Annotated in this window: 13 protein-coding genes; all 13 read right to left on the minus strand. The window is 44.4% G+C overall.

The genetic code is table 11. The features are described from left to right. Positions 1-24: 24 nt before the first annotated feature. The 13 genes from C8268_RS19795 to C8268_RS19855 all read right to left on the minus strand — a co-directional run bounded on the left by C8268_RS19795 (position 25) and on the right by C8268_RS19855 (position 16,764). Positions 25-2,523: a hypothetical protein gene (locus C8268_RS19795; protein ID WP_106769258.1), complete on the minus strand. Its 2,499-nt coding sequence runs from the start codon at positions 2,521-2,523 to the stop codon at positions 25-27. A 121-nt stretch (positions 2,524-2,644) separates the two neighbouring features. Next, on the minus strand, positions 2,645-3,985 hold the full coding sequence (locus C8268_RS19800; RefSeq protein WP_106769259.1) for an ABC transporter substrate-binding protein: 1,341 nt from the start codon (positions 3,983-3,985) through the stop codon (positions 2,645-2,647). Between the two features lie 42 nt (positions 3,986-4,027). Then, positions 4,028-5,188 (minus strand): efflux RND transporter periplasmic adaptor subunit, encoded by a 1,161-nt coding sequence (locus tag C8268_RS19805; RefSeq protein ID WP_106769260.1) that lies wholly within the window; start codon positions 5,186-5,188, stop codon positions 4,028-4,030. A 36-nt stretch (positions 5,189-5,224) separates the two neighbouring features. Continuing rightward, a complete protein-coding gene (locus C8268_RS19810; protein WP_199794988.1) occupies positions 5,225-6,058 on the minus strand; it encodes a carbohydrate ABC transporter permease in 834 nt (277 codons plus the stop codon). Between the two features lie 61 nt (positions 6,059-6,119). Beyond that, positions 6,120-6,986, minus strand: coding sequence for a carbohydrate ABC transporter permease (locus C8268_RS19815; protein WP_106769262.1), 867 nt, complete (start codon positions 6,984-6,986; stop codon positions 6,120-6,122). A 182-nt stretch (positions 6,987-7,168) separates the two neighbouring features. Continuing rightward, positions 7,169-8,329, minus strand: coding sequence for a hypothetical protein (locus C8268_RS19820; RefSeq protein WP_106769263.1), 1,161 nt, complete (start codon positions 8,327-8,329; stop codon positions 7,169-7,171). A gap of 83 nt (positions 8,330-8,412) precedes the next feature. Continuing rightward, positions 8,413-9,825, minus strand: coding sequence for a sensor histidine kinase (locus C8268_RS19825; RefSeq protein ID WP_106769264.1), 1,413 nt, complete (start codon positions 9,823-9,825; stop codon positions 8,413-8,415). A 3-nt stretch (positions 9,826-9,828) separates the two neighbouring features. After that, positions 9,829-10,536: a response regulator transcription factor gene (locus tag C8268_RS19830; protein ID WP_106769265.1), complete on the minus strand. Its 708-nt coding sequence runs from the start codon at positions 10,534-10,536 to the stop codon at positions 9,829-9,831. Between the two features lie 141 nt (positions 10,537-10,677). Next, on the minus strand, positions 10,678-12,885 hold the full coding sequence (locus C8268_RS19835; RefSeq protein WP_106769266.1) for a M1 family metallopeptidase: 2,208 nt from the start codon (positions 12,883-12,885) through the stop codon (positions 10,678-10,680). A 28-nt stretch (positions 12,886-12,913) separates the two neighbouring features. Then, the gene (locus C8268_RS19840; RefSeq protein ID WP_106769267.1) at positions 12,914-13,282 is read right to left on the minus strand and encodes a YxeA family protein; all 369 of its coding nucleotides are present in this window, start codon (positions 13,280-13,282) and stop codon (positions 12,914-12,916) included. 29 nt (positions 13,283-13,311) lie between these two features. Beyond that, positions 13,312-15,234 carry an FtsX-like permease family protein gene (locus tag C8268_RS19845; protein WP_106769268.1) on the minus strand — a complete coding sequence of 641 codons (1,923 nt, stop codon included), beginning with the start codon at positions 15,232-15,234 and terminating at the stop codon, positions 13,312-13,314. Next, on the minus strand, positions 15,221-15,988 hold the full coding sequence (locus C8268_RS19850) for an ABC transporter ATP-binding protein (RefSeq protein ID WP_106769269.1): 768 nt from the start codon (positions 15,986-15,988) through the stop codon (positions 15,221-15,223). The genes C8268_RS19845 and C8268_RS19850 overlap by 14 nt, the downstream gene beginning before the upstream one ends. 203 nt (positions 15,989-16,191) lie before the next feature. Next, the gene (locus C8268_RS19855; protein ID WP_106769270.1) at positions 16,192-16,764 is read right to left on the minus strand and encodes a CueP family metal-binding protein; all 573 of its coding nucleotides are present in this window, start codon (positions 16,762-16,764) and stop codon (positions 16,192-16,194) included. Positions 16,765-16,946 lie beyond the last annotated feature (182 nt).

The following is a 16,946-nucleotide window of genomic DNA, read 5'->3' on the forward strand; positions in this document are numbered from 1 at the left end:
CTAAACGAATTCGCCCCCCGCAAATTATTCTTCTCTTGGCTGCTCATATACAAGCGGATAGGACTGGCTGCCAAGCAGCATTCTCCGTCCCTGGAACTCGTCATACAGATTGATCCGAATTCCCCCTCCGCTATTGAGCTTTCGGAAGTTACCGTTCATCGTCACAGCGTAGGTATTGTTGCCGCCAATCGTCAAATCCGTTCCTGGCGTCAACATCTTCACAGTAGATTGTCCCGTCGGGTCGACGATCTCCAAAATCAGCTTATGCTCATAAGGCCCCATTTCGTAATCGCTGTTTCGGGAGAGATTGTAGTGAAGAACGATATCAATCATATCTTTCCCTTCACTAAGGAAGGATTCGCCTCTTGTAATCGAAAGACGGTATGGGAACATTTCAACATGCTGCAGATTTTTAGCCGGTTGTATCACTTTCGGGCTCAGGGCTAATCCAACGGTATTGATAGATCCCGTAGAAGCCTCTCCTGGTGCAGTCAGTCTTCCTTCCGCAACACCTTCACCAACATATAATACAAGCTGCGAAGGATTCACGTTCATCGGTATCTTACTCCAGACAGTAACCAGGTTTTTCCCGTTTGGACTTGTTCGATCGGATGATTGGTTAACCTTAGCTTCAAAATATTGGTCATCTGGTGTTTTATAGTAAGCAACCAACTGGGCTTGACTGGATTGACGCTTTTCCTGACTAGTCATCTCCAACTCCGTATAAATCAAATGGGAGCTGCTATCCTTATAAACGGTCGACAGACGTTCACGGACCTCCGCTTTCTTGCCCGGAGTCTGGATGGAATAAGAGTCGGCGGCATCAACCTGCTTCATCACATTGTTGAGTGCAGTCGTACTCAGTGCCAAAAATTTTTCAGTTTCTTCTCCCGAAACTTCCTGCAGTTCAATTCGCAATTGCCTGAAATCATAAGAGTAAGGTATCTGGGCTAACACATACAGCTCAGCTGTTTCATTCGGCGCCAATGTGGTCTGATCGTTCGGGTTCACAATTTGAGCTGTGCCGCTAAGATCACGCATGCCTGCTTTTACGATTGCTTTTAGCTCAGGTAGCTGAACGGTCGATCCTTTCGTGTTTCTAAGGCTGATTCGAGCTGCAATCTGATCCTTATCCCCCCATGGCAAGCGTTGATAAGAGCCCAACTTAACCCCGAATGTTCCGTGACGGTTCTCGATTTGGTTCTCGATCCCCACATAATTTCTACCTTCCTCCGTGTAAGGAATTTTATAAAGAGCGGTCGGGAACCTGACTTTTCCTTCTTCCGCAGGCTTCATTAATTGCAGCTGCAGCTCGTTTTGCTGCATCGTTAATGGTATTTCCGCGCCTAGTTCAATAAGCCTTTCTTCCATCGGTTTCAGTGTAACATTGGAAAGCGCCTTAGCATCCACCGGGATGCTGTATCCCTCAGAGGTTTGAATGGAAGCTTCATAAGCCGGAAGCTTGACGGATTTATCGCCAAGATTTTTGATACGGAACTGAAGGCTCCATTTTCCTATGTCGTTCTCTGCATAGACGGAAGTATGTTTCAACTGGGTTTCAATCGCATGATGGCCTTCGTATATTTTTTTAACAGCATGATCTGCGACAGGCTGAATAGAAGTCACTGCCGGAAGCTTAAAGGTTATAACAGGTAATGTAATATTCAGAGCCTCGTCATCCTGTGTGAATTGCAGCATCATATTATTCGTTTTCACTTTTAAAGGAACCTCGGCCACATAATACAGTGTCCGTTGCTGCCCCGGTTGTATGTTAAAACGGCTTTTCGCGTCATCTTCCGGGACAAGTTCATACACAGAGCCGCCTGCTGACTTTAAATATGCCTTAAACCCAGGATCGTTTAAAGCCTTTTTACCTCTATTGGAAAAGTTAACCCCAACTCTCATGTACATTTTTCCGCCGCGTTTCATTCGTTGCAAGCTTGTTGCCTTAGCCATAACAGGGAGGTTGTTTATGACCACCTTCTTGCTTTTTCCTTTCGGCACGATGGAGGAATATTTCGCAGGGATCTTGAAGGTCCCCAGCTTCTTCTGATAATCCGCACCGCTGAAATCCCATCCAAAGACGGACAGTTTGACCCCGCTTAACGATGATGCCTTGCCGATATTGGCATAGTACGTCACCGTAAGATTGCTGTTTGCTGGCACCGTTCTTTTCTTTGCATCACTTGTTATCACCTTGCCTTTGACAGACGAACCGCTCGGCAGCGTAACCTTGGAGAAATAATCCATAAGATCGACTCTGCTTCCGCTCCTGTTACTATACTGAAGCGTGTATACGAGAATGCTGCCGCCTGGCTGGGACAAGACATCCATGTTCGTTAATTTTACGCTGACATTACGCTTCAATGTAACAGATCCCAGTTTATCCAAGGTAAACATGGCCGGGGCCGATTTGGAAGCGGACGCAACAGCAGGTGCTCCGTAAACCTCAAATGAAGCGGATTGACATAACAGCGCCGCACTAAGAAGTAGTACAGCATATGTCTTTTTTGACTTATACATCAGGATACCCCCTATACAAAAACATCATTGACATGGAAATGATGGCGATCATGATCCTTTGGTTTTAACAATGAAGCAGCACACGAATGTGGGCTGCTTCATTGCTGCATCGTCCTATTCGTTATTCGTTTAAATAGGTAGTAGTCCGGTTCTGGATCAGCTTGGCCACTTCCTCCGCAGACTTTTGTCCGCTAAAATAAGCTTGCGACTCTTCCCCGGCAATCATCAACACTTCACCATTCAATCCGGTATATTCATTGGCATTCAGAATGAGCTGCTTCATCACGTCAAATTGTTCGCCCGTCACCTTGGGCGCTTCACCAGTTGGAAGCTTGTACTCTCCACTTGTCACTCTTTTTTGAAGATCATTCATATTTTTCTCATTCACCGATTTCAGCAGCGAAAATCCTTCTCTCTCCTGCAATGTTTGCCCTTCCTCCGACAGCATAAAGGTAATCAGCTTCCATGCTTCATCCTGTACCGGGGATTTGGCATGGATCGCAAACTGCGATGCAGGGATCACCCGTGAACCTCTTTCTCCATCGCCTTTCCCAGAACGCGGCGTATGTATAAATGTAGGGTTTTCGAACAGCATATACGGCCCTTCAATGAAATCGGTTGGTGACAAAATCGCAGAGGAATAGAACAACTGCTGGCCTTCCTCCGCTGATTCCTCCGTTACGATTTTGTTATCATACATACTCTTGATCTGCTCGAGCATTGTGACAAATTCAGGGGAGTCAAACTTCGCCTTTTTAGCCATATTGTCCACAAACTGCGCATAATTATCGACCAGCATCTCCTGCAGTAAAATATCTGGCGGATAAAACGCCAAGGCATAGAGATTTTTCTTGCCGCTCTTTTCGGCCTGCTGAATCATTTCCTTAGACACTCGCTCAAATTCCTTCCAGTCCCAGGTTTTATCGTCCAGCTTCACCTGAGAACTCTTCAAAATATCACCATCACCAACAAACGTTCTTACAAAGTACCCTGACGGAACGGTGTATAATCCTCCATCCAGCTTCAGCACGTCCAGAACACTGTTCATCATATCGTTCTTATCGAGCGTCTGATCCTGCTCCATCCGATCATTCATGTTCAGCAGGAGCTTTTTGCTTACATAGTCCTCAAGCGGCAAGCCCCCCATTTCAATAATATCCATACCCTTTCCGGACAACATGGCCGTATTCGTCGTCTTTTGGTATTTCTCGAAATCACCCGGTCCCCATTTTTCCCCTACATTTTTGTACGAATGGATTTCCAAGTCGATATCCGGGTTTTTCGCTTCAAACGTCTTCTCCAGCGTTTCATAATAAGGACTTGATTCCTGTACGGACATCGTGAGCAATGTCTTGCCATCCTTGGTCTGTTTTTCTGCTGTTTCACCGCCTCCTCCTGAAGCACATGCGGTCAAGCTTGCAAGTATAGCACCTATAGATAAAAATAATAGCCATTTTTTCATTGTTCATATCCTCCTTAGATTTTCTTGTCGTTCATGCTTGCATCATTCCAAGCGCACATGGTTTCCGTCCTGCAGTGGTTCACCGCTCTTCAAAATGATTCTATCCTCCTCAAAGATGCTGTCGGATTGAATCATCGTCATATTGCCGCTTGTCTCGCTGGATTGAACATTGACTTTACGGGCAATAAAGTCATTGCCGAGCGGACCTCTTTGCTCTTCAACGATAAATACGTACATGCCCTCCCGATCCTGATGAACCGCCTCACTTGAAACAAGCAGCCCCTCCTGAAGCGAATTTTTCCGGATGTTGATCCGGGCTTGTTCTCCGCCTTTCAGCTTGGCATCCACAAGCTTAATGCGAAGCAGCTTTTGCGGAAGAGCCACGCTCTTCCCTTCTTCTTCACCGGACATGCTCTCCATGAGCGGCTCAGCGCGGGTGATTTCTTCAATGACACCCTCCAATGTGCTCGCTTGCTGCTCTTGATCCAGATCGACTTCAACATCAATCTGCTCTCCAGCGGATATTCCTAGAGCAGACAACTTCCTTGCATCGGCCTGAACTTCAAACCGGTAGCCCTGGCTGCTGTTGGCAACAATCACATCCGCCTCACCAGCGGATGCCAATCCTTCAACGGCATTCAGCTTCGTTACAATCCCATCAAACGGAGCCATCAGCACCTGATCACGGTTCAAACGCTCCTGCATGTCGTGAATTTTTCGTTCCTGGGCAGCAATATCGAGCTTGCCTTTCTCGATCTCACGCTTCGCATTCCGCATCTTGATCTCGTCTTCTTCAATCGAAGAAAGAATGTACTGATCCTGAAGATTTTGCTGCTCGATTTTTTGCCTTTCCAAATTTGTTATTTCCAGCTCCAGTTCCTGTCTCGCCGGTTGACTATCATAAGTAACCAGCTTCTGCCCCTTCTTGACCCGGTCCCCTTCCTTTACAAAAATCTGTTGGACCTTCCAATCGGTAGTACTGAAAAGCTTGGCTTCAGCAACAGGGGCAAGGATGCCGCTCCCTTCAATGGTCAATGCGAGACTCCCAAACTTCGGTTTTTCCGTACTTACCTTCGGCATGGTCAGAGACTGCAATGTGTTGCTAAACAGTGTAAAGAACAGCAGCAAAGCCATAAATAAGATAAACACCACTTGTATTATTCGCTTCCGTTTTCGGTCAGCCGCCCCTTTTCCTAGCTCCATATCTTTCCTTCTCCTCCTATAAAACTGTAGCCCACACTAACCCTTAATTCCTGATAACTGAATGCCTTCGATGAAATATGATTCTGCATACAGAAACAACAGCACCATCGGGGTCATATAAAGGATGGACGCTGCAAAAGCAATTCCCCGCTCGCCATCATTGATCCTGGACAAGAAAACGGATAGCGGCTGTTTGAACGGGTCGTCCAAAAAAACAAGCGGCTGTTCCACCATGTTCCAATAATCAACAAACAGCAGGATCACAAGTGCCGCCAGCCCAGGCTTGATCATCGGAACCATCATGGTGAAAAAGATACGCAGGTGACCTGCACCGTCCATCTTGGCCGCTTCGATGTAGGCATACGGAATATCCAGCATAAATTGTCTAAGCATAAACACACCGAAAGCTGCGAAAATGCCAGGCAATATAATGGCGGCCGAACTATTCAACAGACCAAGCTTATCCACCATAATGTAATTGGGTACCAGCGTGACTTGAAACGGCATCAGCATCGTTAGGACATAGATGAGAAACAAAGAGTCCCGACCCCGGAATTTCAGCTTGGAAAATGCATAGGCCGCCAGCGCCGCAACGAGAGTCTGTCCTGCGATAATGGGCACGACTATAAACACGGAATTCCAAAACATCGTCAAATATTTGGGATTGTCCAGGAAGACCTTACCGTACTGGGATAACGACACTTTATCCGGGATCAATTTTAAATTCGCAAATGGAGCAGGGCTTCCATCCGTCGTTTCATTCATTTGCCCAATGAGTCCGTAATTAATCTCGATCTCCAGCTCGGTCATGAGCGAATTTGTGAACGTGACCACAATAGGTGAGATCAAAATCAATGCAATGACACCCATAAAGGCAGTTAATATACTTTTCTTCAATACTTGGACTGCTCGCACAGATTTCACTTACCTCCTATTCCATGTACTGCCGGTGTCGGCGTTCAAATGCAAACAACGCGAGAACGATCAGCAATATACAACCGAACATCAAGGTCGCCGCTGCAGTCAGCTTCTGAATGTCAAGCGACATGAACATGTTGTTCATATAATGCTGCATCATATAGATGCTGTCATGCGGATAGTCGCCAGCGATCAAATACGTTTCCCGGAATACCTTGAATGAGTTGATGATCGACATAATCACCACAAAAAATGTTGTAGATGTCAGGTAAACCAGTGTGATGCTGCGAAATTGCCGAAATCGGCCTGCCCCTTCAATCTGAGCCGTTTCATAGTAATCCTTCGGAATTTGCTGAAGTCCTGCCAAAAATAAAATGACGTTATACCCTATATTTTTCCAGATATATACCATAATGATGACAAGACGGGCCGATTCGGTCTTCATCCAATCCACACGCTCATATCCCAACATGCTTAGCCAGGCATTCACGGAGCCGTTCCAATCAAATAGCAACTGCCAGATCATAATGATGGAGGCAACGGGAACGACCAAGGGCATAACATAGGCCGTCCGCAGCCATTTTTGAATATATGTATTTTTGTTGAGCAGTATGGCTAAGCCGAGTGACAGGATCAGCATAAGCGGAACACTGACCGCGCTGAAAAAGAAAGTGTTAGATGCAGCCTTGTGAAAAGAACCGCTCGCCAGCAGCTCCCGATAATTGTCGAGACCGACAAATTCACCGTCTATCGTATGGCTCAAAAAGGAATAGTACACCCCCATGACAAAGGGTATCAGGTAAAAGAGTGCAAAGCCGACACCGCTTGGCGCGAGGAAGAACATCGCCGCTGAAGCATCCTTACGGAGCCAGTTTTTCATAGTTGTTTTCATCCATCCTTTCAACGATTTAGTTCAATATTTCCAAGCTGAAAGCCCCTTTTCTTGATCTCCTGTTTCTTCACCCATGCCTAAGAATAGGAAAAAGTATTTAAGAAAATGTATGGTTAATTATTAAATTTTCCTTAAATTTCCGCACACAAAAAAACCGCGATACACGCGGTTTAAACCGTTCCATTTGCAATTTTCCGACCTTGCTCCAGCAGTTTTTTATAATCGTGCTCCTGCTTTAGTTCTTTGATCTTAGCTTCATCCGCAGCTTTCTTCAGATCAAAATAGTCATTCAAAATGTCGTACTGCGTCATACCCGGTTGATCCGGTGTGTCCTCCATTTCGTTCTTCCATGGAATATTCGCTTTGTCCATCAGCATGCCGAGCGCAGCTCCCGTTTCATATCGCATACTTCGCTTCAGGAATTCCTGCTGCATCTGACCGTCAGCCACAAAATCAAACACCTGCATAAATGTCGCGTGATAAGGCGGCTGTTCAGCGGCTAATACCGTCAACTTCCTGCCCATAAGCTCATTGTATCGATACTCAACATAACGTGCAGTTCCTTCAATCGCTTCCGTTCCTGTCTCTCCTTGCAATAAAGGCCATTTTGCATAGCGGTAGTTACGAACGACGGTCCAATCGTGCAAATATGGTTTTACCTTCTCAGGACGGCTCTCCGCCATCGCTAAATCCAGCAGCTTATACTCCATGCCCATAAGCGCATACTGTTCTTCGTTTACAGGGTAATCCTCATCAATCCACCATGTCTCATCCGCATCATAGCTCCACTCTTTCTGTTTAAAAATATGAAACCCCTCATGCAGCAAAAATGAGGAAAAGTCAAAATATAGCTCCGGATCGCTGAACATTCGGGGATAGTAACGATAGAACATCGTTTCGGTATCCTGGATCTGGACCGTTCCAAAATTAATAGGCATCCAGGTATACAAAGTGCTTGGCGCAAATCGACTGACCCGGTACACCTTCGGGAGCCCCATCGACTCCGGCATCTTGATCTCCTGGGCAAACAGGCTGTTCTGGAGCGGAACATTCACTGCAAAAGCTTCTTTGCGGAAAATGCCCCGGTCCTTGTTCGTCCGAACCAGCAGAAGCGGTTTGGTATCAAAAGCATAATCCTCGTTCCAGAGTATATCAGGAGACTGCTCAAATTGCTTATAGATATTGGAAAGTTCGGTTAACATCTGCTGATCCAGATCAGGCAGTGACTCGAACGTTGTACGGTACGTTTTGTTGAATATGATAGATATCGACAAGATGATAACGATTGCTGCCGGTATAGATATTAAAATCCATTTCTTACGTTTGCTCATGTTTACCTCGCTGTCTGATTTTGATTCTTGTTTATCTTGTTGGTTTCACTTGCATTCATCCAGTTCACTGTTTCAAGTGGTATTTACAGCTTGATTTCAATGGTCGTTCCTATACCGATTTCGCTGGTCACCTGGATATTACCGCCGTGAGCGATCACGATGTCGCGCGCAATGGCCATGCCAAGTCCGGAGCCCTTATGCAGCTCGCCGGTGCTGGTTCCCCGGTAATAACGATCGAAGATTCGGTCAAGTTCCTCCTCTGGAATCCCCTTGCCGTTGTCCTGAACACGAATCCACGTCCCGGATTCCTTCTTTTCTACCTGTACCTTAATCACAATATGCTCATCATTGTGGACAATCGCATTGTAGATCAGGTTGCTGATCGCTCTGCGAATCAGAATTTGATCAACCTCTAATGGAATAACCTCATCGCTGAACTGAAATTCAATATTACGGTTAGAGTAGCGTGCATCATTAAGCGTATCGATAACAATGCCCCGAATTACACTCACGATGTTTACTGTTTCTTTATGAAGGGTCAATTCTTTACTTTTCAATCTTGTAGACAAATTCAAATCTTCGATAACCTCTTTAAGATAGATTGACTTGCCTTCAATAATCTCGGCATAATCCCTCATTTCATCCATAGAAAACTGGTACTCTCTGTCCTTCATCATCTCAGCATACCCCTGGATCGAAGCCAGCGGAGTTTTGATATCATGTGAAATATTACTGATCCACTCTTCTTTCATTTGATCCAGCTTCTTGCGCTCCATTTCACTCGCTTTTAGTTCATGGGATAAATGGTTCACATTATGAAATACATCTTTATAAACTCCCTTGGGCTTATGGTGGACGTTGTAATTTTTGCCCGCCAATTTCTTAATACTATCAATGATGAGAAGGAGCGGCTTGGTTAATCTCTTGCTGAAAATATAGGCAATACAGAGCGCTATCAATCCGTCAACGGCAATCAATGTCAGGCTAAACATCTTTAGCATCTGGCCGAAGCTTTGAACATCGAAGGTGAACACCATCCGCTCCAGACCGGGAGCTTTAAAACCGAGCACATAACTATATCGGGTGTTTGATCCGGTTGCTTCGCCTATAAAAACCGTAGAAAGCAAATCTTCATCCATATATTTGTAAATATGAACAACATCTACAGGGCTATACTTTGTCTTTGCCTTTTCGGGAGCAAGATATCGGTAAACTTCCTGTCCATTCTCATCAAGAATTTGCACCCACGCCTTATTCTTCTGAAGCAGTTGTTTCCCGCTGTCATCAATCGATACACCTTCTTCAGTCATAAAAATATGTTCACTAAAGGAACGGGCTATCGATTGAGCAGAGACCTCCTCTTGCTGCTTTAGAAAGTCATCATTCAACATTTGGTAGGCAAATAACCCGAAAACCACCACGATGTTCATAATGATGACTATAATTACAATCAGAACAACAGAAAACAGATATCTGCCCGTTAATCTCCACTTCATGTCCTATTCATCCTCTACGACCAGCTTATATCCGAGCCCTTTTACCGTAATCAGAAACTGGGGATTGGACGGGTTATCCTCAATCTTCTCCCGTAATCGCCGCACATGGACCATAACGGTATTATCAAAACCGAAAAATTCCTCACCCCATACCTGATCATACAAGCTCTCCTTGCTCATGATTTGCCCAGGATGTTTAAGAAGAAGGGTTAACAAACCAAGCTCCTTCGGCTTTAACGGGATGACCTTTCCGTTTTTCCGAAACTCTACTTTTTCCTCGTCCAACTCAAATGGGCCTGCTTTAATGACCTGTTTCACCGGTACATCCGGCTCTGAAAACTCCGCCCTTCTAAAGCGGGCTTTGATTCGGTAAGCGACTTCTTTAGGACTAAAAGGCTTGGTAATGTAATCATCTCCGCCGATGGCAAATCCCAATATTTTATCAATTTCCTCCGTCTTTGCCGACAAGAAAAAGATCGGGACATTCGATACGCTTCGTATTTTTTTACATACTTCATAGCCTTCTCCATCCGGCAGCATGATATCCAGTATGACTAGATCAGGGTCTCTTCTCTGGAATTCAAGCCAGGCATCAGCTGCCGTTCCTGCGGTATACACCTGTTCAATGCCTTCCTTGATCAATACAGTTTGAAGAAGCTTCACAATATCGTCCTCATCATCCACAATAAGCACCTTTTGTTGAATTGCCATTCTAATCCCTCCTAACTATTAAAATTCTCCCAGCTTATTAACCGCTATTCATGAGAAAGTTCATAAGTGAACACACCGGTCAATCACAATACACCGCACGCCTTTACTTGGGCGTGCGGTGTAAAACAGATATCTGTTCAACTATTCTACTATAAAATACTCCGATAGAAGATTTTCCATTTTCTTGTCTGCCACGATTTTTCCAGACTTGTCCATAACATAATACTGGTAAAAAGAATCGATCAAGACCAGGGTATCCTGCATCTTCGTTATAAACGGTTCAAAGCTTTCGTCCGTTAATTGTTCTCCATTCCAAAAATAATGTAGCAGCAGTCGATTCTGGTTATGAGGATGACGAATCACATACGCCCCTGACGCCTTAGGTTTATTCATCGCATCTTTCCAGTTCAGTCCAATCTTGCTCGCCTGCTGAATGATACCGGGCTTCATCGCTTGAATCAGACCGTTCGATTTTGCATTACCAATGACGATAAGATGGCTCGTTCCAAGCTCCTTGTTCAGCTTCTTTTTCAATTCCTGCCGATCCTCAATGATCTCATACTCGATCCCGGTCAGATCAAACAAACTGATCAGTTGAAGGACCAAAGTTTCTTGCTGTGCATTGACCGCCTTGCTGACTTGATCACTGAGCACAAGGGTAATCGGCTCACCTTGAAGCCCCCTCTCCATGACCCGGCTCATCGTTTCAAAGGGCAGATCCGAATGATGTGATAACGTTAATTCATAAATTTCCTTGAATTGTTCTCGAATAAATTCAGTTCTTTCTTGTTCTGTCAGCTGGTACTCTGGCTTTAATACGTAATCCGGCTGATACAAAGCCGTTTTCATTTCTTTCTTTGCCTTTTTACCTAAAGTATCGCCAATCGTTTGCAAAAGCCCGTCTATTGTAGCATTTTTGTGCACATAACGCTTAAAATATTCTTTCATAAAAGCATCAAATTTCTCTTCACCCACAAGACGGTACAACTGGTAAATCGCTTGCCGCCCTTTATCATAGTAAACCGTGCTCTCCCATCCCTCCACTTCTTTATTGGTGGATGCTATAGGCCGTTCTGCCGGGAAATCATCAAATTGGATCGCTTTAAATCCGCTTAGGGTATCCCCCTGCTTCTCTGCAAAATATACTTTTGAAAAATCAGCAAACCCCTCATCGAGGAAAGACTCGGTCTCGGAATTGTTCCCGATCAAGGAATGGAACCACTGATGAGCGATTTCATGGATAAATACTGAATCCCTTGCGGGAGCTGAATTCGGGTGAATCTGTCCCATCTGGATTAGTCCAGCATGCTCCAATGCTACCCCCTCGACATACGTTTCAACGATACGGAAATCCGGGTATGGGTATTTTCCATACTTCTCTCCGAAAAATTGTATTGCTTTAAAAGCCTGGTCAATATATTCCTCTACCAGCTTCTCCTCTTCCGGGAAACTATCGAGGTAAAAATATTCTATCGTAAGGCCGTCACGCGTAACACTCTCTACTTTAAAGTTAGGACTGGCAAAGAAAGTGAATTTTCTAATATTGGGGGCTGTAGTGGATACTATTTTTCTGCCCTTCTCTGTACTTTCTCTTGTTGTCATGGTGCCAGGCATAGCTAATTGGTAGCTATCCGGCACGTTAAACTCGACCTCATAGTCCGAAGACGTATAATAATCGGTCTCAAATGTCGTACTGTACGGCGTTTTGTTCCACTGCTTTTTATTCTCGTCATAGACCGCTAACACCGGAAACCAATGCGCTCCATTGATGATATCTTTGTAATACGAAATTCGCTGCATCCCGTATGGTATTTTCAGATCAAATTCCACCTGAACCGACACGGTTTCACCAGGCTTCAGAGAACGTTTCAGCGGTACCGTCAAGGATTGATTCTTATGGATATACTGAAGGGGATTACCTTGAGACATCACTCCTTTAATATCGATTCCACCTAAAAAATCCTCCGGTTTTTTCTCAGGATGTTCCTTGCTGATCTCTTCGTTTTGTCTTATAAACATTTGGTGTTGTGTAGATTTGGAACGATTCGCATCGGCAAATGTATGAAACACCAATTCCGACAGAACATCCTTGCTTGTATTTCGATAGGTAACATCGACGATCCCTTTCATCGTCATATTGTTTTCATGAAGTTTGGCCTGAATCTTATACTGAATCGGTGTTTCATGTTCTGTTTTCACTGCCGTCTGCTTTTGAGCCGGATCCGGTGGTAGAGCTGGCTGGGCTGCCGCATCTGTACTGAAAAGTGGACCGAAAACTACAGTTAATGCAAGGACGGCGACAATTATTTTTTGAGCTGCGTTCGTTAATGATTTTCTCGAGTTTTGCATTTCGTTCTCTCCCTTAGATGATAGTCTTTCATTTCTTTAACGAATCAAGCCGCTGTTTGGCTTGTTTTGGCAGCTCACTTTCTTGCACCTCCTGATAGGAACTGACGCCCGACGGTTTGACGTAAAGACGCAGATAAGCATCCTTACGCAGTTCTTTATTCGCATTGAAAGTCAAAGTTTTTGAATTTCCATCTTGATCAAATGCCTCAAGGGTATACTCGTAATAGAAATACTTTTTTCCGTCATCTGCTGTCTCATCGATTCGTTTTCCGTCTTGGATCTGAACGTAGTAGTGATCTGTACCCAAGCGGTTGATGTTCACATTTTGAATAAAAACTAAAAATCCGATAACTAAAACGATAAGTGAAATACTGCCAATTAATAGTACTCTTTTCATGATGCTTCTCCTTTTTCATGATGTTTTTTTTAATTTTGGGTGACGATTTTATAATAGGCATTCACGGTTATTACATAGTAGAGCAAATAAATAAAGGTATAAACGCCCATGCAGATGAGAACCGGGACTACCAGATTCATATTTAAAAGATTAGATAAGGCATACAGTGCAACAGAACAGTGGACAATCCCCGCAATGAGTGGAAGAGCAAATATAAACAGGACCTGCTTCGATATCGTTTTTCGAATTTCTTTTTTGTTCAAACCGATTTTGTTTAAAATCTCATATCTACCTTTGTCTGAATTGGCCTCGGTTAGTTGTTTAAAATAAATAATACTTCCAGTGGCAGCAAGAAAGACGAGTCCGAGGAAACCACCCATAAAGATCATCAGGCCCGTAGTTTCCATTCCTCCTGCAAAAGCATCATAGAAGCTTGTGAAGCGCGAGGTTTCGGGAAGCAGCTTATAGACCTCCCCGGTCAGCAGCTTCGCTTCATCCTGATTCGTAATACCGTAAATCTCGAAGGTCCGCGGCTCCGATGCCAGCTTGGCGTACAGTTCATCACTAACCACGATCGTAAAATAGGCCGTATGCTGATTCAGGACACTGTATGTTTTCATCGCTTTGAAGGTAATGCTCTCCTGCAGCTTGTCCTGTTCAAGTGTCAGTGTTGACCCCACATATTCAGGCGACAAACCTTCCATATAGTAAGGGTCTAAAACAGCGGCTTCATCCGCTTTTAATTCAAGCGTCTCCTTTCGGTTCTGAGCCTTGGTCAGCTTATTGAAATCCTGATTGGACAGGATTGTAAAGGTCTGGAGCTCGCCCGCATACATCTCTCCCAGCCCTGTTAATTCTGCATCGGCTTCTACAACCGGAACGGAAACATGATACAGCAGCTTATGTTCCTTAGATTTCGCTATAGTTTCATCTACTTTTCTGGTCGTGCTGCTGCTGTCCGAAATAAACATCATGCTATTTGGAGTCGCCTCCAGTGCGTTACTGCGATTACTGTAGTAGAAGCTGTAAGCTGTTCCCACAGCGGTCAATGTCGTTGCACTCAGTACAGCGATAATCGTAAGAGTTCTGGCATTGCCCCTCATTCGGTACAACAGCTGCGACGTACCGATGATTCGAACGCCACTGTAGTATCTCTTCTTGTTTCTTTTGGACATTTTCAGCAAAACAACCGTCAGGGTACTGAACAGTAGGTATGTGCCGACAATGACTGTCAATAGAATCAGTAGAGGAGTTACCATGTACCCCAGCGTCTTCCACACATTGGAATGCAGCAGATCCTGCATCGCCAGCCAGTATCCGGTACCGATCAAGAAGATCGACAGCACGGCGGTTACCCATGAGGCTTTTGGTTCTTGTTCTCCCATCTGATCTGCATGGAACAGTTCGATTAATTTAAAGCGATAAATCAGCCTATATCCTTGAAAAGAGGTTACAAGCGTAATTAGCATGAATACGATGACGGTATCGATGACCGCTTGTGGTGCGATTGAAAAATTTGCGATGACATCATAACCCATTACCTTCATTAATAGGGCTGCAAAAAGTCTTGAGAGAACAGAGCCAAAAATTAGCCCGATCAACAGCGCCATCACGCCCATCAGGAAATTTTCATAAAACAGCATGCGCCCGATTTGTTTTTTCCTCACACCCAGCAAGCAATACAGGCCAACCTCTTTCTTTCGCTTGCGTGTAAAGAACGAATTTGAATACCAAATAAAGATTGCTACAAATACGATCAGCACAACAGCTGCGGCGCTAAAGACAGAGCTGATCTTCGTTGAGCTTTCCGATGCGGCCTGAATCGTAGTGTCATATTTTAATGAAACAAATGTAAAGTAAATCACGATACTAAAGATCATCGATGCAAAATATAAAAAGTAATGGGTGAAGTTTTTAACAATATTTTTTCTCGCGATGCTAAACAATGTCATCATGCTCACCCCCAAGTGCTGCAAGAACCTCCATAATCTGATCAAAAAACATGTTGCGTGTTTGGTTCTTCTTATGCAGCTCTTGAACCAGCTGTCCATCCTTAATAAAAACGACCCGTTTGCAGTAGCTTGCCGCATAAGCATCATGGGTGACCATCATAATCGTTGAACCGTTCTCCTCATTCAGCTTCTTCAGGCTTTGCAGCAGGCTGGTCGCCGACTTGGAATCCAGCGCCCCGGTCGGCTCGTCCGCCAAAATCAGGCTAGGGTCAGCAACAATCGCTCGCGAAGCGGCGGTTCGCTGCTTCTGCCCCCCTGAAATTTGATAGGGGTACTTGTCCAATATGTCGCGAATGCTGAACGTATCGGCAATTTCATTAACACGGCGCTCAATCTCAGCGGCTGGTACTTTGGACAAGGCAAGCGGCAGCAAGATGTTTTCCTTCACCGTCAGCGTATCAAGCAGATTGTAATCCTGAAAAATAAACCCCAGCTTGTTTCGACGAAAGTCAGAAAGTTGTTCTTCATTCATGGTGACGATGTTCTGACCGGCAATAACAACCTCCCCAGCAGTTGGCGTATCGATCGTCGAGAAAATATTCAGAAGCGTCGATTTCCCCGCTCCAGAAGGTCCCATAATACCGACAAATTCACCTTCCCGGATTTCCAGATTAATATCCTGCAGTGCGGTGTACGTATTGCCTTTTATGCCATATGTTTTTTCTACATGCGTTGCTTCTAGTATGGTTGTCATGTTGATGTGTTCTCCTTAAAATCTCTGTTTGTGAATCACATCTTCATTATAGGTGTCGAACCTTACATCATTTTTATACGAACCTTACATAAAGCTTAACAAGGTCGAGGCTTGGTCTATTACGCTATAAAAACAGCCCATTCCTCACTTTTTAGAGGAATGGGCTTCAAATGTTCATTTTGGCTGTATTTTGCCAGGTATTATTAAGTCAGCTGCATCGTCGTAATGCAAGTATTGTCCTTTTCAAATGATGAAATGTCTGATTCGGCCGTTTTTCCATCATGCGAAATCTTTACTTTGAGTTCTTTATCACGTGGAATCCATAAATCAATAAATCCATTTGGCTGAGATTTGATCGTTTCATCCATGACCACGTTCCCGTCATGATCTTCAATATACACATCGAATTCCTCGTTCGCCATTTCTCCACGGCATGAGGCCAAGTTGTGAATCGCACAAGGGTGCGTTTCATTGACGAACGGGGCAATAGAAACGAAAAATTCATCGTCAGGCAAACGATAGACCGTTTCTGTCGAATCTTCATTAATGACCATCAGTTCGTTTGATGTAATGGAAGCAGACACCGCTTTACTATTGCCCAAACTGAAGTCTTGTACGATTTTCTTGATGTCGCCTGATGCGACTTGGTCACTTGATGCAATTTGGTCACTTGATGCGACTTGGCTCGTCCCATCTTTGTCCCCATTTATTAAAAATAAATAAATCCCAAGTGCAACAACAGCAACCCCTGAGACTCCAATGATTAGTTTTTTCATCATTTACCTCCGCCTTTATTGAATAATAGTGAATAGTGCCGATCCCTTGTTCCTGGCAAATCAGCTCCTTTAGGTTGAACCAAATATGTACATGGTCCTTTTCAGAATTTCATTCGACCGAAATGAATCTGTCATTTTCACCCAGCCTATGTTCTTATTTTATTCGAATTTAGCGGATTTGT

The organism is Paenibacillus faecalis, assembly GCF_900289175.1.
GTDB classification, from domain to species: domain Bacteria; phylum Bacillota; class Bacilli; order Paenibacillales; family Paenibacillaceae; genus Paenibacillus_AQ; species Paenibacillus_AQ faecalis.

Bases quoted from the DNA above. Each gene is read 5' to 3' on its own strand.
- C8268_RS19820 (WP_106769263.1), bottom strand. From the start codon at position 8,329: ATGAGCAAACGTAAGAAATGGATTTTAATATCTATACCGGCAGCAATC.
- C8268_RS19815 (WP_106769262.1), bottom strand. From the start codon at position 6,986: ATGAAAAACTGGCTCCGTAAGGATGCTTCAGCGGCGATGTTCTTCCTC.
- C8268_RS19845 (WP_106769268.1), bottom strand. From the start codon at position 15,234: ATGACATTGTTTAGCATCGCGAGAAAAAATATTGTTAAAAACTTCACC.
- C8268_RS19855 (WP_106769270.1), bottom strand. From the start codon at position 16,764: ATGAAAAAACTAATCATTGGAGTCTCAGGGGTTGCTGTTGTTGCACTT.
- C8268_RS19835 (WP_106769266.1), bottom strand. From the start codon at position 12,885: ATGCAAAACTCGAGAAAATCATTAACGAACGCAGCTCAAAAAATAATT.
- C8268_RS19825 (WP_106769264.1), bottom strand. From the start codon at position 9,825: ATGAAGTGGAGATTAACGGGCAGATATCTGTTTTCTGTTGTTCTGATT.
- C8268_RS19850 (WP_106769269.1), bottom strand. From the start codon at position 15,988: ATGACAACCATACTAGAAGCAACGCATGTAGAAAAAACATATGGCATA.
- C8268_RS19840 (WP_106769267.1), bottom strand. From the start codon at position 13,282: ATGAAAAGAGTACTATTAATTGGCAGTATTTCACTTATCGTTTTAGTT.
- C8268_RS19795 (WP_106769258.1), bottom strand. From the start codon at position 2,523: ATGTATAAGTCAAAAAAGACATATGCTGTACTACTTCTTAGTGCGGCG.
- C8268_RS19800 (WP_106769259.1), bottom strand. From the start codon at position 3,985: ATGAAAAAATGGCTATTATTTTTATCTATAGGTGCTATACTTGCAAGC.
- C8268_RS19810 (WP_199794988.1), bottom strand. From the start codon at position 6,058: ATGGGTGTCATTGCATTGATTTTGATCTCACCTATTGTGGTCACGTTC.
- C8268_RS19805 (WP_106769260.1), bottom strand. From the start codon at position 5,188: ATGGAGCTAGGAAAAGGGGCGGCTGACCGAAAACGGAAGCGAATAATA.
- C8268_RS19830 (WP_106769265.1), bottom strand. From the start codon at position 10,536: ATGGCAATTCAACAAAAGGTGCTTATTGTGGATGATGAGGACGATATT.